At 43.3% G+C, this 20,406-nt stretch carries 21 protein-coding genes and 2 pseudogenes; 2 read left to right on the forward strand and 21 right to left on the reverse strand.

The window, feature by feature from the left end; translation table 11 throughout:
• Nucleotides 1-39: 39 nt before the first annotated feature.
• The 13 genes and pseudogenes from V3851_RS22730 to V3851_RS22790 all read right to left on the reverse strand — a co-directional run bounded on the left by V3851_RS22730 (nucleotide 40) and on the right by V3851_RS22790 (nucleotide 13,001).
• A complete protein-coding gene (locus V3851_RS22730) occupies nucleotides 40-1,368 on the reverse strand; it encodes an IS3 family transposase (RefSeq protein WP_331847368.1) in 1,329 nt (442 codons plus the stop codon).
• A 107-nt stretch (nucleotides 1,369-1,475) separates the two neighbouring features.
• Nucleotides 1,476-1,718: pseudogene (locus V3851_RS22735) on the reverse strand (N-acetyltransferase family protein); the annotation flags it as partial.
• An 87-nt stretch (nucleotides 1,719-1,805) separates the two neighbouring features.
• The gene (locus V3851_RS22740) at nucleotides 1,806-1,949 is read right to left on the reverse strand and encodes a GNAT family N-acetyltransferase (RefSeq protein ID WP_331848806.1); all 144 of its coding nucleotides are present in this window, start codon (nucleotides 1,947-1,949) and stop codon (nucleotides 1,806-1,808) included.
• 21 nt (nucleotides 1,950-1,970) lie between these two features.
• Nucleotides 1,971-2,789 carry a DUF2935 domain-containing protein gene (locus V3851_RS22745; RefSeq protein ID WP_331848807.1) on the reverse strand — a complete coding sequence of 273 codons (819 nt, stop codon included), beginning with the start codon at nucleotides 2,787-2,789 and terminating at the stop codon, nucleotides 1,971-1,973.
• Nucleotides 2,695-3,666 (reverse strand): annotated as a pseudogene (locus V3851_RS22750) (4-hydroxyphenylacetate 3-hydroxylase C-terminal domain-containing protein). The gene V3851_RS22745 and the pseudogene V3851_RS22750 overlap by 95 nt, the downstream one beginning before the upstream one ends.
• A complete protein-coding gene (locus V3851_RS22755) occupies nucleotides 3,663-3,935 on the reverse strand; it encodes a 4-hydroxyphenylacetate 3-hydroxylase N-terminal domain-containing protein (protein WP_331848874.1) in 273 nt (90 codons plus the stop codon). The pseudogene V3851_RS22750 and the gene V3851_RS22755 overlap by 4 nt, the downstream one beginning before the upstream one ends.
• A 281-nt stretch (nucleotides 3,936-4,216) precedes the next feature.
• The gene (locus V3851_RS22760; RefSeq protein ID WP_331848808.1) at nucleotides 4,217-5,146 is read right to left on the reverse strand and encodes a GNAT family N-acetyltransferase; all 930 of its coding nucleotides are present in this window, start codon (nucleotides 5,144-5,146) and stop codon (nucleotides 4,217-4,219) included.
• Between the two features lie 36 nt (nucleotides 5,147-5,182).
• Nucleotides 5,183-7,252: a serine hydrolase domain-containing protein gene (locus V3851_RS22765; protein ID WP_331848809.1), complete on the reverse strand. Its 2,070-nt coding sequence runs from the start codon at nucleotides 7,250-7,252 to the stop codon at nucleotides 5,183-5,185.
• A gap of 228 nt (nucleotides 7,253-7,480) precedes the next feature.
• Nucleotides 7,481-8,539 (reverse strand): winged helix DNA-binding domain-containing protein, encoded by a 1,059-nt coding sequence (locus tag V3851_RS22770; RefSeq protein ID WP_331848810.1) that lies wholly within the window; start codon nucleotides 8,537-8,539, stop codon nucleotides 7,481-7,483.
• Nucleotides 8,540-8,603: 64 nt separating this feature from the next.
• Nucleotides 8,604-9,440 carry a class I SAM-dependent methyltransferase gene (locus V3851_RS22775; protein ID WP_331848811.1) on the reverse strand — a complete coding sequence of 279 codons (837 nt, stop codon included), beginning with the start codon at nucleotides 9,438-9,440 and terminating at the stop codon, nucleotides 8,604-8,606.
• A gap of 272 nt (nucleotides 9,441-9,712) precedes the next feature.
• Entirely contained in the window at nucleotides 9,713-10,885 is a 1,173-nt protein-coding gene (locus V3851_RS22780) for an MFS transporter (protein WP_331848812.1), read from the reverse strand.
• A 478-nt stretch (nucleotides 10,886-11,363) separates the two neighbouring features.
• Nucleotides 11,364-12,107, reverse strand: a complete 744-nt coding sequence (locus tag V3851_RS22785; RefSeq protein ID WP_331848813.1) for an SDR family oxidoreductase — start codon at nucleotides 12,105-12,107, stop codon at nucleotides 11,364-11,366.
• 33 nt (nucleotides 12,108-12,140) lie between these two features.
• Complete coding sequence (locus tag V3851_RS22790; protein ID WP_331848814.1) at nucleotides 12,141-13,001, reverse strand: aldo/keto reductase; 861 nt, start codon at nucleotides 12,999-13,001, stop codon at nucleotides 12,141-12,143.
• A gap of 180 nt (nucleotides 13,002-13,181) precedes the next feature.
• On the opposite strand from V3851_RS22790, the gene V3851_RS22795 reads away from it, so the two are divergent.
• A complete protein-coding gene (locus V3851_RS22795; RefSeq protein WP_331848815.1) occupies nucleotides 13,182-13,721 on the forward strand; it encodes a TetR/AcrR family transcriptional regulator in 540 nt (179 codons plus the stop codon).
• A 200-nt stretch (nucleotides 13,722-13,921) separates the two neighbouring features.
• Here V3851_RS22795 and V3851_RS22800 read toward each other — a convergent pair whose 3' ends face one another.
• Both V3851_RS22800 and rarD read right to left on the reverse strand, forming a co-directional pair.
• Nucleotides 13,922-14,449, reverse strand: a complete 528-nt coding sequence (locus V3851_RS22800) for a sensor histidine kinase (RefSeq protein ID WP_331848816.1) — start codon at nucleotides 14,447-14,449, stop codon at nucleotides 13,922-13,924.
• A gap of 107 nt (nucleotides 14,450-14,556) precedes the next feature.
• On the reverse strand, nucleotides 14,557-15,435 hold the full coding sequence (gene rarD / locus V3851_RS22805) for an EamA family transporter RarD (RefSeq protein ID WP_331848875.1): 879 nt from the start codon (nucleotides 15,433-15,435) through the stop codon (nucleotides 14,557-14,559).
• 237 nt (nucleotides 15,436-15,672) lie between these two features.
• Between rarD and V3851_RS22810 the strand changes: the two genes are divergently transcribed.
• Nucleotides 15,673-16,029 (forward strand): MmcQ/YjbR family DNA-binding protein, encoded by a 357-nt coding sequence (locus tag V3851_RS22810; protein ID WP_331848817.1) that lies wholly within the window; start codon nucleotides 15,673-15,675, stop codon nucleotides 16,027-16,029.
• 75 nt (nucleotides 16,030-16,104) lie between these two features.
• Here the strand turns inward: V3851_RS22810 and V3851_RS22815 are convergent, their stop codons facing one another.
• The 6 genes from V3851_RS22815 to V3851_RS22840 all read right to left on the reverse strand — a co-directional run bounded on the left by V3851_RS22815 (nucleotide 16,105) and on the right by V3851_RS22840 (nucleotide 20,340).
• A complete protein-coding gene (locus tag V3851_RS22815; RefSeq protein WP_331848876.1) occupies nucleotides 16,105-16,419 on the reverse strand; it encodes an ADP-ribosylglycohydrolase family protein in 315 nt (104 codons plus the stop codon).
• A gap of 221 nt (nucleotides 16,420-16,640) precedes the next feature.
• Nucleotides 16,641-17,273: a chloramphenicol acetyltransferase gene (locus V3851_RS22820; RefSeq protein WP_331848818.1), complete on the reverse strand. Its 633-nt coding sequence runs from the start codon at nucleotides 17,271-17,273 to the stop codon at nucleotides 16,641-16,643.
• Nucleotides 17,274-17,570: 297 nt separating this feature from the next.
• Entirely contained in the window at nucleotides 17,571-17,897 is a 327-nt protein-coding gene (locus V3851_RS22825; protein ID WP_331848819.1) for an SRPBCC family protein, read from the reverse strand.
• A gap of 228 nt (nucleotides 17,898-18,125) precedes the next feature.
• A complete protein-coding gene (locus V3851_RS22830) occupies nucleotides 18,126-18,884 on the reverse strand; it encodes an ABC transporter permease (protein WP_331848820.1) in 759 nt (252 codons plus the stop codon).
• Nucleotides 18,881-19,630: an ABC transporter permease gene (locus tag V3851_RS22835; RefSeq protein WP_331848821.1), complete on the reverse strand. Its 750-nt coding sequence runs from the start codon at nucleotides 19,628-19,630 to the stop codon at nucleotides 18,881-18,883. The genes V3851_RS22830 and V3851_RS22835 overlap by 4 nt, the downstream gene beginning before the upstream one ends.
• Nucleotides 19,627-20,340, reverse strand: coding sequence for an ABC transporter ATP-binding protein (locus V3851_RS22840; protein ID WP_331848822.1), 714 nt, complete (start codon nucleotides 20,338-20,340; stop codon nucleotides 19,627-19,629). Before V3851_RS22840 ends, V3851_RS22835 begins: the two co-directional genes overlap by 4 nt.
• Nucleotides 20,341-20,406: the final 66 nt, after the last annotated feature.

The following is a 20,406-nucleotide window of genomic DNA, read 5'->3' on the forward strand; positions in this document are numbered from 1 at the left end:
TAAACTGGCCCCTTAGTCAAGGACACTTTAAAAAAAGGGTTAAGCCGCACTTAAAAGATGATTCCTGTATTGAACAGGAGTCATTTTTTTTCGTCCCCATTGATATCTGTGGTAATTGTAATAGCGAATGTAGCGATGAATCTCTCGTTCCAATTCAGCCAGTGTTGCACAGTTTCGGCTTTTTATATGATCTTTCAAATGTCCAAAGAAGGACTCCTGAGGGGCATTATCCCAGCAGTTTCCGCGTCGCGACATGGACTGTCCAAGGCCTTTCATTTTCAATAAGTGCTGGTAGGTGGGACTTGTGTAGTGGCTCCCTTGATCTGAATGGATGAAGGCGTCCTTATGGAGCTTCAATCGACGCTGTCTCGTTAATGATTTAACGGTGTCTGTCGCAAGACTTAAATGGAGGGTAGTGGAGAAGTTATGGGCAAGCAGTTCGCCTGTGGCGGCATCCAACACGGTCGACAAATAAGCCGTCTGCGATTTGCCATACGGGAGATAGGTGATGTCGGTGAGCAGCGCAAGTCCGGGAATCCCCTTCTTGAAATCCCTCTGCAGCTCATTAGGAACGGTGCGATGCTCGAGTGTTGCTTTCGCCATACGCCGATACGGATTGGCCCGTCGATGGGGACATATGAGATTAAACTTATTCATGAGTCGTTTGATTCGCTTGAGGTTGTACACCGTGTCATACTCATGTTCCAGTGTCATTTTGATCGAGCGCGAACCTTTCTTGAATCCTCTTCGATGAAAGGCTTTCTTAACAAGGGCTCCGGCTTGTTCATCCCTTCGCATACGTTCTTCACGCTTACCGGCAGATAAAAGGTAGTTGTAATAGCCTGAGCGTGATACGTCTAGCAGCTCACAAAGGAAGCCCGTCATGCGTGTGTATCCTTGTTCAATCGCGCCCTGGATAAGTTCGAATCGTTCACTTTTACCTAGGTTTTCTCCGTTTGCTAACAGCCTCCTTTCGCTCCTGTCTAACTTTTTTACGTATTCCAGTTGTGCCTCCAGCAGCTTGATCTTTGCTTCTTGTTGGGCAATAATCTCATCGGGTGATAACGTTGGTTTCAACGGACGTAAAGCTGCCTCTTTGCGTGAATCCGCCAGTCCGATGATTCCGTCTTTGTCATAGGCTTTCTTCCAACGATCCGCACTCTGCTCGACTCGCTTGATCCCGAGCATCTCCACGTCAAAGCCGTTTGCTTCAAAAATCTCTCGAGGAGTCCTTCCTAATAGATACTGGTCGATGAATACGCGTTTGAACGCATCGGCATACGTGATTGATTTCTCACTGACCCGCAAAACATTTGGATTATTCGCTAAAAGCGTACGTTCATTTTTATTAAAGAGTTTCTTACTCATGCCCTCGCCCCCACTATTGATTCCAGTATACAAAAAGGTACCCATACGCTAAACACTTTTTTCTAAGTGTCCAGTGTATGGGTACCAGTTTAGGAGGAACTTCTTTTTTAATCTATTCCAACAACTTCACTTCGTCTCTCCATGAACAGTACATCTCTCCAAACACCATTCATCTTTCCAACCTTTTTTCGAAGTCCGATTTCCCGAAAACCTTGTTTCGAATGAAGAGCTATACTCGCTTTATTCTCAGGAAAGATACCCGTTTGAATTGTCCAAAACCCATTATTCTCTGATAATTCAACTAGCTTCCCTAAGAGCAGATGGCCTACTCCCCTACCACGCACATTTTGCCTTACATAGTTAGCTTAATGAAATTGCATGGAAACATAATTAGATACTTATCTAATCGGTAATCGGACCATGTTCTTGCCCTCGACCTAAAGTTGGGCTCCTTCATCAGCCGGGGTGGATGCCTTAACCATTTTGAAGCCCTCTTGTTTCATTTGTTCTTCCCAGAAGAGAACAACTTTATTTCCTACGCCCTTGCCTTGAAATTGTTCATCTACCCAAATCATGTTCATGAAGGGTATATTCAGTCAATTTCAAAATAAGATTTCTTTCCTGTTTACCTTCATACCGGACAATGACCGATCAAACATGTCAAGAATAAACAAGAATCTTTCTGCTTCACGGAAAACATGATCCGCTAACAATGGATGAATGATGCTTTTTATTCGGCACTCTTCAATTAAGTCACGTGCAGTTTTCTTAAAATCACGCAATGATTTTACAGAAACACGATTCTCATCAACAAATTGACTTAAAAGCGGATGTGTTTGCGACTCAGGGCGCATTGAACTTAAATCAATAGCCTGATACATCAGCGTATCGAATTCATGGCTAAACTCTCTTGCTTGCTCTACCAGCTTTCTTTCAGACGGATCAAGCAAATGACTTATAAACTTTGCGTGGTCAGCCATTATTTTCAGGAAAAATACATTCTCATCAATAATCGCATCAGCTAATGGTTCAAGCCTTCCTTTATTAAGCTCATCTAATCGGTTACTGAAATATCTTGCTTCCCGGCTAATATGATCTACAAGCAGAGGAAAATTGTTGCCTCCGGGAAGTTGGCACCGCAATATCAGTCCGAGTACCCTTCTCTTAAATGCCCAAATATGTGTGGCTGCATTGTAAACTTCTGAGTTGAACTGTCTGATGGTTTGGGGATCCGTATTTTCTTGATATGAATGAGCTCTCCTTTCGATATCCTCAAAGATCGCATGGAATTGATTGGCCTCATTAATTAATTGAGTGTCCTCGCACCTAAAACCCAAGCGAAGGAAGAAGGAATGTTCCTTCATAATGCGTGACCAAAAACGTATCTCGTCTAATGAACGTACAACAAAAGGATCTGACATCAACATCACTCCCTTCAGTATCGGTTATAATACATTGTCTTAATAACAGATTATGGGATTGGCTTGTTCCAATATGATATCGGCATAAGATAAGTGGACTTTTTTCTAAAAAATCAAGATTTACAATCACCCCCCCGCTGTTTACTGCTTCTGTCAGTGCGTAAATGCGGATATCTTCAAAATTTCCGGCATAATTTCGTTCGTATAGCCCATGCCGGCCGCCAAATTCGCTCCCGATCGCGTCCCAGAACAGTTTATTCAGCTTAATTTACTCCATACTGTCATACCCGCCCGAGCCACGGTAAAATCTCTCTAAATAAGGGCGAAGCTCCGGATTTTTAAAATCCGCCGAACTGGATGGCTGTACGATGAGCCCTCCTCCAACCACGTCTTCAATAATTTCTTTTAAACGCGTCCAAGCCATGGGAGAAAACACTCTGTAAGCCGTTCCGTGTTCAACATTCGGCAGCACCGTTCCATTAGGTCCCGGATTCGGATCTTTAGCCATTGCGGTACTTATTGCCCAGAACATATTTCGCCAGGCAATCATTTCTCCGACTTTTGCTTTGACCCCGCGGAAATCGCTGGTTCCCGAAGATTCAACGGATTTTAACAGCAGGCTGGCGATAAAATCAAGCTTGACCGTCAGACGGGAACATCCGTGAAACATAAACAAATTGACGAACCCGGAACGCGGGAAAAACGCATTAGCCTTTTCAATATCTCTATAAACCAAGATGTATTCCCATGGGATCAAGGCTTTATCAAAAATAAGTACAGCATCATTCTCATCCATACGGCTTGAAAACGGGTTATCGAACGGGCTGCCTAATACAGCGGAATGGAATTCATATGAAGGACGGCAAATCAACTTCATTCCGGGCGTATCGTGGGCGGCAATTTTTGAACGGGCAATGTTCCGACAAAATGGCAGTTGGTCAATGCGGATCCTGTTGCCACCATTTTAGCGCCGCTGACAATGATCCCGGCATCGGTTTCCTTTTCTACGTTGATAAAAACATCGGACACTTCATGCACTGGTTTGTTTCTGTCCATCAGTGGATTAATGAGGGGGTGGTTGATAAATAATACCTTCCTCTGCGCTTCCCCATACCACCGACGGGCGTTATTCTCATAGGCAGATATATATCAGCAAAACCTAAAAGTTATGCTAACTGAACTGAAGGAAAAAGCCGGTGCCTATATTTTAATCTGGGACGGCTTGCCTTGGTATGATGATGAACGCAATTTAACGCAGCATACCATTATCAGCGTACCGTACGGGAAACATAGATTGGATTGTTTTATCCTCCCCCTCACCTAACCGGGATCTCTCGCAAAAGCAAAAAGCCCTCATCTTTGGAAAGATGGGGCTTCCTTAAACCTATGAAAGTTGTCAAACCATAGCAAGGCTTCGGCCGGTTTGTTTAGCTCAAGCTCTTCTCGTAGATGCTGATCTCATTTTCCGGCTTCATCCCGGCCTTCTCATAGAGACGATAGGCTCCCGAAGGATTGGCTGCATCCACGCCTAGCGAGACAAGCGGCTGACCTGCGCGGTAGGAGGCCTCAAACACGGTCTGCAGCAGCGCAAGCGCAAGACCGCGTCCGCGGAACGGACGGCGAACGCCGATCTTCTCTACGAACAACAAATCATCACGCATACGGGCGAGTGCAAATCCTGCAACACTTCCATCTGAGTCCCGAGCGATCATCCACCACTGTTCATTGAAGGTGGGCAGCTGCGTCTTTTCCAGCCATTTCTCAAAAGACGGTTCTGCAAAATCCCAATGGTCCGCGAAAGATTCGATATAGGCTTCATAGACTGCTCTCTCGTCAGCCCCTTTGACATATGGCCCGACAGTGAACCCGTCTGGCAAGTTGGCCGGCGCCGGTTCGGCATTAAGCCGGATTCCCATACGTTTAAAGTACCGGACCGGGGCAAAGCCCCTGCTCTCAAATAACCGGACGGCATCTTCGCATAACGTGGGAATCATGCTTTGCAAACGCTTGGGAACCCCGGATTGTCTCCGAAGTTCGGCAGCATGCGCTTCAAGCGCCTCCACGAGCATCGAACCGATACCATGGCCGCGTGCAGCGGGCATAACACATCCATAACTGAACAACTTTTCTTCGCTGTCTTCTTCTAGAAAAGCATACCCGGTCAGCTTGGATTCCGGATCTTCGACAACCCACACCTGCTTGTCGAGATCAAAGCCGGACCACATGTCCAAGACATCGTCAAGTACGATATCCGGAGCACCCAGGTCTTCTGTATCGCAGGCGGCTACCAGGTCGCAAACTGCCTGGGCGTCATCCATGGTAGGACGGCGTAGGTGATAGGTCGTTTTTGACATCATCAAATCTCCTTAAATGCATTTTAGATAGTCTAACTACTATTCCAACGAAATGTTAAATGTTGATCCCGCATTGCCTGCAAATACGATTGTTCCGTTTTCTGGGAGAACAACTTCATTATTTCCGCTGATTACGGTGTAATTCACGCATGTTCCATTTTTGTCATACACCGCATAGGAACCTTGTTCTGGCATCGATACGATCATCTTCTTACCAGCTATTTCTTGAGGTATGCTATACCATTTCGAGTATCCATCTGTTTGCACGGTAACCTTAGATTGTTTCCCATTATAGAGAGGTACTACATTATCCTCACTTACATACAAACTTCCAGCCGATTCAAAGTATTCGATACCTTCTTGAGTATAAAAACGATACTCGGCACTATCCCGGCTTCCCGTTCCAGGGACTTGATGTTGACTCACTGCTGTATTCGGTCCAGTAATTTTCTTATCCCCCAAATAATCCGGCAATTCTTTGTTACGGGAAATCTTGAGGGTTGGATTAATCATGTAAACTAGTGAGCTATACTTCTCGTTCACAGCGTAATATGCTTTGCCTTCTCTTTTGGCCCATATATCTTCCGTCTCTTTAGATAGAGGCTGACTCTCCAGCTTCTCTACTGCGTACTGTGATATTGCCAGTTGCCCTAGGCCCGGAACGGTTGCATATTCTCTACTCCACAGGTAGGTGCGTCCATGATCGCTTACGATACTAACCTTCGAAGTTCCCTCTTGGTTTACAAAAGACCCATCCGAAGTATAAACAAATTTCTGCTCTGGATACTCTGGGACAAGCGGCACCGATAAAGTTAGCTCTCCATCCTGTATAGTAATTTTTATCTGTTGGCCGGTCGAGCCATAATAGCCTGAGTACTTTGTAATATCGTTCGGCATGTCAGCCTTAACAGGAGTACCGAATGATTTCTCCGGTTTAATGTCTTTTATTGCGCCCTTCTCTTTCAAGGCCTGAAGAAGAAGCTCGTGTGCCAGAAGTTCGTTTGTCGAACTGCTTCCGCCTGATGACAAAACTGCAGCAGCCATGTTCTGCTCAGGGAGCACAACGAGTGAAGCATGATAAAGAATCGTGTCTCCGCCCTTGCTGAGGCCCTTTATTTTATAATCGCTGAAAGGAAATAATCTAACACTATCCCAACCCAGCCCGTAATCAATTATATTATCCGCTTCTTCGGGCCAGATTCCCTTCTTGAATTCCTCTTGCTCCATAGCTAGTACCGAACTGTCCGAGAGAATATCTTCTCCTTGTCTCATAAAGATTTGTGCAAATTGTACCAAATCCTCTGCTGTGGAGTAAATTCCGCCCGTTCCGATCACGTTCACGGTTTCATTTGGAAGCTGCTTTTGATAGGTTGGATAATAAAGTCCAGGAAATTGGCTTGCTTCCAATTCGTCTTGAGTTGTCTTCGTATGTTCCAGATCCAGCGGTTCAATAATATGTTTTTGAAGGAATGCGGTAAAATTCATCCCACTGACTCTCTCTACAAGAATCTCGGCCAACGTAAATCCATCGTTACAGTAAACCGAGTAAGCCCCCGGATCAGCTTTCAAACTTTGCGTAGATAATTGCTCAAGCAGATTATCATGCGCATAAGTGTCATTGTCATTGAACAGAAATGCATTACCCAGGCTTGACCCTTGAAGTCCGGAAGAATGATTCAGCAGCATTCGCGGCGTAATTTGCTTATAACGTTCATCTGCCATTGTGAAATCGGTTAAGTACTCTACGACCGGGGTATCCAGATTGATTTTTCCTTCGTCTACCAATTTCATAACAGCAACCGTCGTAAACATTTTACTCGTGGATCCAATCCCATACATGGTTTCCGGGGTCAAAGGGATTTTCCCTTCTCGGTCGTTTAATCCCGTCTGTCCTGTCACTGTAATCTTGCCGTTGTCGATCAGGGCATACTGTACGCTGGTCGTACCGTACTGCTCGGTCAGCAATGCCGCCTTCTCAGCGGCGCTCATCGCCTGTGTCTGACCAGAAGTTGAGGTTGCAACAGTCTCGTTAGATGCAAGTGCCGCCGTCGGGACAATCGGTGTTAGTGCAATAGCAGCACTCAGAATCCAGACCAACCTTTTTTTCACGCAAAAACCTCCCTGTTATAGAAACTATGATGTATTACGATTCACCAGTACAAATGGTTCACATTTCCACAATAAAAGCCTACTCCTCCTCCCTACCAAGACGGTCTAAGCCTTGAACCTCTTATTTTTCAATTCGATTCTCTCTTAAAATCGCCTTGCGGAAAAGGAAGATTAATAAGCCTGCTCAGATGAGCAGGCTAAATGAAAATAAAAAGATTTTACCTGAAATCAAAACGCCTCGACAAATTTACGGTAACGTTGAATCGATTGATCCAGGCTTTCTACACTCCAAGGTGTAGTGGGTGAAAACGGGCTGACAGAAATATCAACGCCATCCTTTTTGATTTTCCTACTCCACGTCCCTTCGATCTGACCGTCAACGATGAGCATAGGCTTAAAAACACCATTATTACCAGGTACGATGAATGGAGCAAACTTTTTCTCTAATACCGCACTCCTGTCTTTGTAACCGAGCAAATATTCATCAAACCCCGGTAGCAAAAAGACACCGGATTCGTTACCTTTGGCGCTATCTGGGCCCATCCAATACTCCACCCCTGCGATTTTCTCGGAATGGAGTGCTAGGGCTGCCGCCTCAATCCCGGTTCTTGCCTCCGTGACCGTAAGCCCCGACCACCAAGCAAAGTCATGGACTGTGGCAGGCCCATGGCCCGTAAAGTAGCGTTCCGCAATCTCCTTTAGTGATTCCTCCTTGGAATAACTTTTTCGGTTAGGCAGCCACTCTTCCAACAAGACGAAGGTTTGCTGTTTCCCCTCCATAGGCCCCAAACAAATCAGGCCTATTTGCGCCAAATACCATAATAAAAGATATCCGCGCCCATTTTTCGTGACGAATCCCTTATCCTCCAACAATGCCATTAACTCCGCACGATTCATCCGTTTCTTTTCCTTTAATGCCTGATAAATCAAATCTTCAAAATGCGAGAGCAATTTGGAGTCAAGTCCCATCTGTTTTAACCTGGGTTGGCTTTTTGATAAAATACGTGGGGCCAGCAGCTTGATCATCCAGTGCACATCTTCTGCTGTCACCAGGTGCAGCGTACCGCGCATAGCCCAAGTAAGTACGATATGTTTTTCGGCGATAGCGTTTTCGACTTCTGAAGCATGCGCTTGCTGCATTCGTAGACCTACCGCCCATAACGCTTGCGAATAATCCTGCGCCTGGATAGCACCTAGTCTTCTAACGACATCTGATGCCGTCAGCTCCCCAGGCCGATTAATGCGTTGATTCCTTAATCGACATTGAGCAATCCATTGTTTGTCCATGTTTATTTCTCTCATCCCATTTCGAGCAACTCCGACCGGAGTTTGTGACGGCGTTTTGGCGGAATTACAACTTCTGCACGACATAGATGATATTCATTCCACAATCAAGAGTGCCCTGCAATTTGGTAAACGCAATTTCTTTTTCGACAATTAGCTTCCAAAATTCTTTATCGTTGCGAGCATTTTCTAAAGCAGCATCTCCTGCTTGCGTAAATAAACCAGCGGAGCTTCTCTCTTGAACTCTTACAGGAAACTGAGCAAATAAAGCATCTAATTCGGTGCTTCTCATCATATGGACGTAATGCTTGCTTTCAACCGGATAATGCTCTTCGTCTTGAATCCCTGTATCAAAAATCCACTTTGTAGCTTCAAGCCCGAATTGGTCTTTTTCATACCTTATACCTTCAAGATAATAAAGCGAAGCGCCAATGAAACTCATGGCTCCAACAATCAATACGCCATCCGATTTTAATACTCTTAGAATTTCTTGTATTCCATCGTTCTCTTTGTCCAAAAGATAATTGATTACACCACCTATACAGACAACGCAATCGAAAGAGGAATCTTCAAAAACACTCATATCAAGAACATCTATAACATGGTATGCCTTTATTCTGTCAATCAGTGATAGCTCGCACATTTTGGACTTATTGAATTCAATTTGATGACTAGATATATCTGCAACGGTCAATTCAGAACACATTGCAACAATATCCTTTGTATATCTTCCTGAACCCGCACCAATCTCTAACACTTTATCGGTTAGTTTAATATAACGCTTCAAAATATCAAGATGTACCTGATATAAAAGTTCTCCATGCGCATCTTTTTCAAGACGTGTCCATTCACGGTCACCATAGTTATCATATCGGCTTCTTGGAATTTCGGGGTTGTAACTCATAAAAGCATCTCCCTTTAATTTTTGGTTTTATAATCGGGGGAATATCACTAATATCGCTTTCACTCATACAACCACCTCCTTAGAATCCGCTTGCAACCTATTATACAATGAACAACGTGGATTGATAACCATAACGTCTATAAGCTGCTTTACAGCCCTTTTACATGGCTTACCCGTCTTCTGTTGTCGTTTTACCGACATATTATCCAGATTGCCATCAATGGAATGGATGTATGTGTGTGTATAAAAACATAAGGTTTTGATCCTCCTTGTTAGCTGGCAATTTGTTTGGTTTTATGATTAAACAAATAATTTCTTAATACAATAAATACTAAACTCAATATTAAGAATAGGAATCCGCCTAATACGACGTAGTGTGTACCCATTCCTGATATAACTAATCCGCCTACCGATGTACCGGTTGTTACCCCTAAGTTACCGGATGCCAGAAACAATCCATTCGAGAATTCAGGGGCTTCTGGAGCTGCAGACGTAATCCAAAATTGACCAATATTATTTCCTATAGCCACTACTATTCCAAAAATCAAAACAATTAATGCCATAGGTACAGTGAACTGTCCCATTAAGAACAATAAGATGTAAACGGCCCCTACTACGAGTGGAAAAGATGCTACAGATTTTATGGCATTTTTAGTAAGCAACTTCCCGGCGACGATATTTCCTATTATACTTGCACCACCGAATATGAATAACATTAAACTAATCGTTTTCCCGGGGATATTCGTAATGGTTTCAAGATATTCAGCAAGGTAACTACTTACTCCATACATCGCTGCATTTATAAAAATGACAGCAGCAATGGATAGCCAAGTAATTGGTATTTTTAATACACTTAATTGAGTTCCATAAGAGAGTCTTTTCTTAACAGGCATAGATGGTATAAATAGCAATATAGTAATGAATGCTATAGCATTCACAATAGTAAAGAATAACATTGCCATTTCAAGCGAAGTTGTATTAGCAATAAAATTAGAGACTGGTGCCCCAAGTATCATTCCCCCCGTTACTCCCATAAATACTTTAGAAGTAGCTTTTGGAGCTTCTTCCTTGCTAACTGAGGCTGCTGCAGCTGTCAAAGCTATTGAGACATAAACTGGATGTAAAAAGGCTGGAATCACACGAGCAATTAATAAAGTGGTGAAGTTTGATGAAAATATGGAGATAATGTTACCCAGAACGAAAACACCAAGAACAAGTAACATTACCTTCTTGCGATTTATACCCGAAAACAATAACGGCATAATGGGCCCAGATATTGCAACAGCAAGTGCAAAGAGACTCACAAGCAACCCAGCTTTGGATATACTGATATGGAAATGATCAGCAATTAAAGGTAATATCCCAACGATCCCCATTTCCGTATTTAAGATGCCGAATACACCTATGGTTAATATAAAAATCAACAATTTATTTCTTATAGCCAATAATAGCAACTCCTATCTTCAGTATGTCTAAATAAGCATTACGGGCAATACCGCACGGGTGACGCTTGATTCTCCCATAATTACAACAACTTTATCTTGTATTTTTGATATTGTTAATAACACCCTTTCCTTTTCGTTCAGTAGTCAATCCATTGAGATATAGAAAGTGAACTTTGATTCCTTTATTCCGAGTCCACATGATGGGCAAAATTCTCATTTAACAAAATGAGTTGTTTAATCGACTCGCGTCTATTATTATATGGGTAAGAAAGATACATTCAATGGTTAAAATAACGAAGTCTGTTGATATCTCAACACAGCAATCAAAAATGTTAATTAAAAAGGCTGCTGATCGGTCTGACCAGCTGCCTTTCTCTTTTTTATTAAACTATCGTATCCCGTTAGCGTAATGGATGATGCCGAAATCCGGCTGATGCCACTTCATCCCAAAATGTAGCAAGAATGAATCGTTACTCCATTACATAGGTTGTTTAGTTGGACGGATTAGAATTTCATTGATAGCAACACTTTCAGGTGTGTTAATCGCATAAGCTACTGCATCAGCAATATCCTCTGGTCTTAATCCAAAACCTTCTTTACTTGCATTTTCCTTTAACGTCTGTACTACTTGTGGATCTTTTATAGTGTTCGGCAGCTCTGTATCCACTGTTCCCGGTGAAATCATGGTAGTTCGGATATTGTTTTCATGTTCCTCTTGGCGCAAACCTTCCATAATAGCTCGAACAGCAAATTTCGTTCCACAATATACGGCGGCGGTAGGGATAACGATATGACCAGCAACGGAATCAGTCGTAATGATTTGACCGGATTGTTGTTTTTTCATGATTGGTAATGCAGCAGCGATCCCGTTAAGGACCCCCATCACATTGATGTCTAACATTTGTCTCCACTCATCAAAGTGATTTTCTGACATTGGAGCAAGTGGCATGATACCAGCATTATTGAAAAGTACATCTATACGACCATATTTCTTGATTGCCAAATCAATAACCGCCTGAACTTCTTCTTTCTTTGTTACATCTGCAGCTGTATAAGAAATTTCGGCATTTGGCAGTGATTCTACAACCGCCTTTAAGCGGTGTGCACGACGAGCAGCAATAACCAGTTTTGCTCCTTCAAGTGCAAGCTTCTTGGCGGTGGCTTCACCAATCCCGCTCGATGCTCCCATAATAACAATAACTTTATCTTTAATGTTAGACATTTAAATACACCCTTCTTAATGTTAATCAATTGTTTATTTATTTTCTTCACCAAACGTGTAGTTAGCCATCCATTTTACAATTTCCGGATCATTATGAGAGAAGAACAAACTCTTGCCCGTATCTAATGTAGTAATTATCTCCATATCCTCTTGGCTTAATTCGAAATCGAAAATATTGAAATTCTCGATGATTCTTTGCTTCTGAACGGATTTTGGAATAACAACAACCCCTCTTTGTGTCAACCAACGTAATACCACCTGAGCGACTGATTTATTGTACTTCTCCGCTAAGGATACTAAAACTTCGTTCTCAAAGAGGTTATTTCTTCCCTCAGCAAAGGGCGCCCAGGATTCAATCTGAACATTGTACTCGCTCATAATCTTTGCGCTTTCGATTTGCTGACAGAAAGGATGCGTTTCAACCTGATTTACAGCCGGAACGACTTCATTATAAGAGATCAAATCTACCAGACGATCCGGATAAAAGTTGCTGACCCCGATTGCCTTAATCTTTCCCTCTTTATAAAGGTCTTCCATAGCTCGCCAAGATCCATAGACATCCCCAAATGGCTGATGAATTAAATATAAATCTAAATATTCCATTTGTAGTTTCTCTAATGATTCTGCAAAGGCTCTTTTTGTATTTTCATAACCAGCATCCGCAATCCAAAGTTTTGTCGTAATAAACAATTCTTCTCTTGGTACGCCACTTCTTTTGATGGCTCTACCCACCGCTTCTTCATTCATATAAGATGTTGCCGTATCAATCAGCCGATATCCAGCTGCAAGGGCATTATAAACAGCTTGTTCACACTCGTTTGGATCTTCGATTTGATAAACGCCAAATCCGAGAATAGGCATCTCGACACCATTATTCAGCACTACTTTTTGCATAAATGACTCTCCTATCTTTTCGAATTTCTAAAAATTATTGCATCTTGATGGATTAATACTCACATGTATATTATTATATAGTTGTCACTTTTTCTGCAATGACCAGATTGGGATCATTTGTGTATTAGGAAATAAAAATAAAAAAATTGTGTAATTTTATTTGAAAGTTGGTGTTTTCGTATGTCAAAAGTAGATCGGCGAATATTGAAATCCCGTGAGGCAATAAAAAAAGCAGTTGTAGAATTAATGAATGAAAAAGAATTAGATCTCATTACGATGCAGGATATATCAGATAGAGCAAATGTTACTCGAAAAACAATTTATCTTCATTACAAGGATAAATATGATTTGTTGGATAAGCTTATTGAAGAGCATATAAATGAATTGTGGGATATATGTTACTCAGAATCCGCTTCCGCAGCCCATCTAACCTGGTTTGAGTATTTTGAAAAAGAATACCCGTTTTTTTCTGCAATGTTAGCTAGTAAAGGAGCCCCTTTTTTCCGTAGCAGATTCCTTGATTTTGTTATTAAGGATATTCGCAATGGTTGGGATATGGTTGAGGGTAAAAAGTTCGGATTAAATGAAGAGGTTATGGTTCAGTTTTTTGCACCAGCGTACGTAGGACTCGTAGAATGGTGGTTTAATAATGGTATGCCATACCCACCTCGTATGATGGAAGAACAAGTGTTGATAATGTTAGAGAAGAATCTAAATTAGCCTCTAAGAAACAGTCTTTCTTGCAGTTATTCCGGCAGGAAGGCTCGTTAGATTAATGAAAAAGGAGCAGCTGCCGATCGGCAAACTGCTCCTTACTGTTTAGCAACAATAATTTCGTAAAATTGCTTTATAAATCAACCTCCAAGAATTAAATTAATAATTAACCTAACGAGCGTTAGTTTGACCCACATCCTGGCGGCTTAGCAGAACTTGATTGTAACCACCCCGCCAGAGTCGCAGTTGCGCAGTTCTAGTTGTCCTGCGTGCGTTTTTGCAACTTGTGCTGCAAACCAAAGGCCAAGGCCATTGTGTCCATCGGCGCCGCGCGCCGCATCACCACGCCATAGGCGCTCTGTTGCATGGTGTAACGCCGCCTTGCTAAAGCCGGGGCCTTCATCACACACGGTGACTTGCCAGCCACCCTCTACAATGCTGCCTTCCAAATACACGTTTCCACCCGCCGGTGTATGCTCGATGGCATTCTGCACCACATTCCGAGGGCGCGAAGTAAACGGTCTTTCTGAATGCTCGCAACACCCTCCAGGCCGTTTTGGGTTTGCAGGCAAACACTTGGCTTCTGCAATGGCCATTGTGCTCAGGCAAAGCTCGTCAAACATGGCGGGCAGGCTGGTGTTTTCAAAAGCCTCATCCGCACCGGTGGAGGTTTCCAGCAGGCTGGCAACATACTGCTTGGCCCGGTCGTTGCTTGCCACAATGGTTTCCACCATTTTGCGGCTGCTCTCAGGCAGATTAACCTCAAACAGAAAACAGCCATCTCCTCCCTAGCCGGAAGGAAATGGCTGATATGACGGTAGCGTGCGGGCGTGTTTTGCCGTTAGCGCGCCTTCGCGAGTTTCGTGCCGCGAACCGATGCCGCAGCGTATACGACAAGCGCTGTCCAGATAAGCGCGAAGCCGCTGAGAAGAACCGGCGAGACCGATTCCTTGAACACGAATATGCTAAGTAACAGCATGATCGTCGGCCCGATGTATTGTACGAAGCCGAGCGTGGACAGCGACATCCGGGCGGCCGCCCGCGCAAAGAAAAGCAGCGGTAGCGCTGTTACTACGCCGGAAAGAAGCAGTTCGACGAATGTGGACACAGGTAGCGTCCATGCCGTCGTCTTTCCCACGGCGGCCAAATAGATCCAGTAGCCGAGCGCAACGGGCAGGACTACAGCCGTCTCCGACAGCAAGCCTACAGAAGCGTCTTGTCCGATCTTTTTCTTCGCGAGGCCGTATAAGCCAAACGTCGCGGCCAGTGAGATTGATATCCATGGGAACCGTCCGTAGTCGATGGCGATGATGAGCACCGCGGCGCCAGCGATGGCAATCGCTAGCCATTGGCCGCGGTTTGGCTTCTCACGAAGGAAGACAACGGCAAGCAGCACGTTCAGCAACGGGTTCAAATAATAGCCGAGACTTGTCTCGACGACATGGTCGTTGTTGACCGCCCAGATGAAGATGAGCCAATTAGCTGCGATCAGCAGTCCGCTGGCGGTGAGCGACAGCAGGAGCGAACGGCTAGCCGCTATCCGCTTCATGTCACCCCAGCGATGCTGGACTGCAACGAGAATACCCATAAAAACAAACGACCAGACAACCCGATGTGACAGAATCTCGCCTGCCGGCACATCGTTAAACAACTTCCAATACAGCGGGAGAACCCCCCACATGATATACGCGATAATAGCATTGACTAATCCGTTGTTCATAATCAATTTCCCTCTTCTCACTCTAATGTCTTAACGGATTATACGCTTTGATTATCGTTTAAGTAAAGAGATTAATATTTTGGCCCAAGTAAATAAGGTATGTTTGCTGATTTGTTACTTGTCCGAATCCTTGATATAATAACAAGAACAGGTGTTCTAGTCGGTTATCAAGATGCTAATTTACTAATGGATTAAACGCTATGTTGAAGATAAACAGGTATTTCCGGAGGTAATTTTATGATAAATAGAGAAGAAATTCTCTCTTATGTAAAGGAAAAATTTGATACAGAGCCAGACTATCCCTGGGTCAAGTTCCCGGATTACGCTGTTTTAAGACATAATCGTCATGGCAAGTGGTATGGAGTGATTATGAATGTACCGAGAGTCAAATTAGGTTTATCGGGGGAAGGAAGTGTTGATATAATTAACTTAAAAGGTCACCCCGAATTAAATAGTTTATTAAAAAGTCAACAAGGCATTTTGCCCGCATACCATATGAATAAGGAACATTGGATTACAATTGTTTTGGACAGTCCTTTTCCTAAAGGTGAAATTTTGGATTTAATAAATTCAAGTTACAAATTAACAAAATAAGAGCATAATCCGTATTTGTGGTTATAAGGAAATATGTGTTAGAGGTGCATCGTTTAGTTGCACCTCTAATTTTCATCATGAAGTCCTCATTACATATAATTGCGAAATCGTTTGGTCAAGTCTTTCTTTAATGAGAATCGCATTTGCATAGGGAGCCGGAATACCTTCGTAGCCATAATAAATACCCGCCAACCCTCCGGCAATGGCACCAATCGTATCAGAGTCACCACCTAAATTTGCCGCCTTCTGTACGACTCCTTCAAAATTGGATGTATGAAGCAAAATATATAGGACCCATCGGAAAGTATGTACGATAAAACCACTTGGCGGACAATCCGGCCGCGCTTCTATGTTTTCTTCGTATTCACTTCCTGCAACCTCGGCCCTAATAGACGTTCTTAAATCTTCCCCCTATGGAAATGTTGTGGAATCCCTCAGCATATAAAGTGTCAAAAGTGTTTACAGCACCACCATGTTCAACAATTTTTCCGTCTACTACCTTATCAATATCAACCCTGTAAAAGTAAGTTTTTTATTTGTCGGCTTTATACCGATCCATTCACCCTGATGTGTTCCTTCCATAATAAACTCTGAAATTACATAGTTAAAATTTAGCTATTATTTAGATGTTTCTGTATATGCTCAACAAATTTCCCTACATGAAAACCATCTATAAAAGAGTGATGCACTTGGATAGAAAATGGAAGTAAAACTTTACCATCTTTCTCAAAGAATTTTCCCCAATCAAACATAGGATTGGATTTATCACTTTTCCCTGCAAGTGTATGCGAAAAATGGGTAAATTTGATCCAGGGCAAAGATGAAAATTGGTATACATCATTTGCAACGGGTCCTGTAATATACTCCTTTTGATTGGCGATGGTTTCTTTAGCAATTTGAATATATTCTTCTATGTCATCGATCATGGGGACATTTACGACCTTAAACAGTTCAGTTTCAGCATTTAAGTAAGTAAAAGATGTATGGATAGTATCATATAGAACAACCGCATTATTTAAAAAACGATATCTGAATTCTTCAATATCATTGGCGCATTTCGTTACAGTATGTATAAAGGCTAAAGAAAACGGCCATTTATTCTCCTTTACCTTTTTAATAAAGTTTGTAATGTCCAGTTCTAGACACACATTATATTGCGGCTGGAGTGCATTCCTGAAAATCTCGCAATGAAGTTTTCTCTTCCAAGTAGACGTATTGATTATTGTGTATGAATGATCTGACATAATGAATTCGCCTCCACTTTTGTAAAAGGATATTTACTCCCGTTCAATGAAAAATACTGCTCTTAGTTTAACGGTTAAACGGTGCAGCTGCCAACCGGCTAACTGCACCCTGGATCACTGATTTAACTACATCTGCCCTGCCACTACCGTCAGCGTAACGATGCCTCTATAACCAACAGCAATTCTATTGTCTGTCATACATTGGATTTCCTTATCTTCACTTGATAAGCTACGATCATGAAAAAGAAGATCATGCACATCAAGCAAAGGACTGCCGCGCCCAAGCCACCCGTGGGTTTATCGCTTGCGTGCAGCCACTGCGCCGAAGTATCCTGATATGCGTAACGCGCAGCTTTCAGCCGCTTTCGATATTCTTCTTCTATGATGCTGCCTTCGATCCGCCGAAAATGAATCCATGCCGCCTTGCGTATCTGGAGCGCGCATGGAGAACACGTATTTTCCGCCTACTCGTAAATCAATCTCGCAACTGGGCGAAGTAAAGTTCGTTGGCTTCCACCATTTCATGACCAGCGTCGGATCCGTCCAAGCCTTCCACACTAGTTCCACCGGATACTCGTACTCGCGTGTAATGACAATATCTCGCTTGCTGGGATTTACATTCATCGGGCTCTTCTCCTAATTCTTATCTTTCTGTAGCTTCTCCATTTCAGTCTTGAGCACAGCAGCCAGTGCGTCCAACCGGCTGCTCCAGCGCCGTCTCATATTACTGACCCATTCTTCCAATTCATCTATGGATTCTGTGTTAATCCGATATATGCGCTATTGCGCTTTTTTCTCAACATGCACGAAATTGGCTTCTCTGAGAATCTTTAAATGCTGGGGAACCCAACCTTAGGCATCTCGCCTACGATGAAATACAATAGCTACTGTAATAAAGATCAGTGTCCATAACACTAAAATACCTGTCCCTTGCATTGGTGTAAGTGCATTTATTTCATCAGGAGAAGGCGGCATATACATAAAAGATCCTGCCGTATCCGGGAAATAGCTTCTAATCTTAGGTATAAAATCTCTAGTCAATGGACTCACAACGAAATAATAGCCAAGCAGTACCACTAAAGCTGGAGTGGTTCGTCTTAATAAAGCACCTATAGCTGCACTAAGAAGTGTGGTTAATGTCAGATAGCCTGTTGCTCCTACTATTGTTTTTATCATTGTGTCTATTTCAAACCCTGCTGCTGTGTCTCTCATTCTTATAAAAGTATAAAGCACACCGGATGCAGCAATAATAAACGCCGCGGGAACGGTTATGATTGCCAGTGCCACATACTTCGTGGATAGTTGAAGCCCACGCCACGGTATCGTCGTTAAAGTCGTTCGAATCTGTCCGCCGGTATACTCCGAACAAGCAGCTAAGATCCCCAGAATAATGAACCCTGCTTGAAGATATCCCATAGAAGCAAGACTAATATTTAGTATGCTTTGCGTCCCTGAAGCCCCTTGCAGACCAACCGAAGTAAATGCTGCGGTTAAAAATAAATTTAGAATAAAGATGCCTATAAGCGTGAGCCACGTCAAAGGTAATGTTATTAATTTGCCCAGTTCAGCACCAAGAATTAGAGTTATCTTTTTACTTGAAGGGGCACTCATGCTGCAACGTCCCTCCTATGAAATACAATAGCTGCAACAATGAAAAGAACAAATACCCAGGCAAACATGACTAAACCGCCTGTGAGCGGGGTGAGAAATCTGTCGCTAGTAAACATAAACATTTCAATGCCAACCCGATCCGGTAAGTATAACGCCAACCTCGTAACCTTAGAAAGCAGGAAACTGAATGATACAACGGAGGTATTTATGATCAGCACAGCAAGCGGAATCATGCCGTTCTTAGTCAGAACAGTAATCCCAAATGCCAAAAGTGCGGTGAATGTCCAGTAACAAACTGCCCCGAACAGTTTGGACCCTTCAAATGGAGGGGTGAACTCCCCAAGAACAAGATGCGTGGCGAACAAAGTGGTCATAATAGCAACAACGCTAAGCAGTATGCTGATCACTGTCACAGCGCCCGCTTTTGCCAGCAAAAAATGAAGCCGTGATGAAACAACAGTTAAACTTGTTGTAATCTGTTGTCCTCCACCAGATTCACTGCTCTCAGTCAAATACTCACTGCTGACAGCAAGCACACCTAGAATGATGACACCCTGCACGCCAAGAGCCAATCCAATATAGCCGACTTCCGGTAACCGTGTGCTTACTCCGGCGATGATTTCTTCTTTTTGTGCCATACTGTCCATGAGGGCTATAAACGCCGGGGCAACTGCTCCAATAAGAAAGGCAAGCCAACTGCCCGGCAGTGAGAACAATTTAGATAGTTCCGCGTTGAAAGCCCTCATACCGTGTCACCTGCCTTGTCAGATGTCAGGGCAAAAAAGGCCTCCTCCAGCGAGGAATGGTTACCTATGACTTCTTCCAAGGTTCCGTCGGCAACGATTTTTCCATGCTTAATAATCACTACGTCATCAACCGTCTCCGCAAGCTCCCCCATTAAATGACTGGATAGTAACACCGTATTTCCGGATTCGGCACGTTCACGTAAAAATGTCCGAATAAAGCGAATGCCTTCCGGGTCGAGTCCGTTTACAGGTTCATCTAAAACCAATATTTCAGGATCACCCAGTAGCGCAGCCGCCATTCCAAGTCTCTTCCCCATCCCCAGAGAATACTTTTCTACTCTTTGACCCGCTGCATCAGTAAGTCCTACGATTTCCAGAACTTCCTCGACACGAGAGCGAGATAATCCGGCGGCACGAGCAATCCAACGCAAGTGTGCCCGTCCCGTTCGCTTACGGTGAGCTCCAGATCCATCCAGTGCGGCGCCCACGGTAGCTAGAGGATGTTGTAATTCTGCGAATGGCTTGCCATTAATGAGCACACTCCCTGAAGTGGCACGATCCAATCCAAGCAGGATGCGAAGTGTAGAACTTTTACCTGCCCCATTCGGACCTAAAAAACCAGTTACTCTACCAGGTCTAGCCTTAAAGCTGATACCCGACAAGATTTCATGAGTTCCGCGATGTTTGACCAAGTTATTAATTTCAAGCAACCATAACACTTCCTTTCTGTTATGGTTCCAATTATAGGGAAGCAAAGTTACATCTCGTTTGTCATG

Origin of the sequence: Paenibacillus haidiansis (assembly GCF_036553665.1) — a bacterium.
In the GTDB taxonomy this organism is placed as follows: Bacteria; Bacillota; Bacilli; order Paenibacillales; family Paenibacillaceae; genus Fontibacillus; species Fontibacillus haidiansis.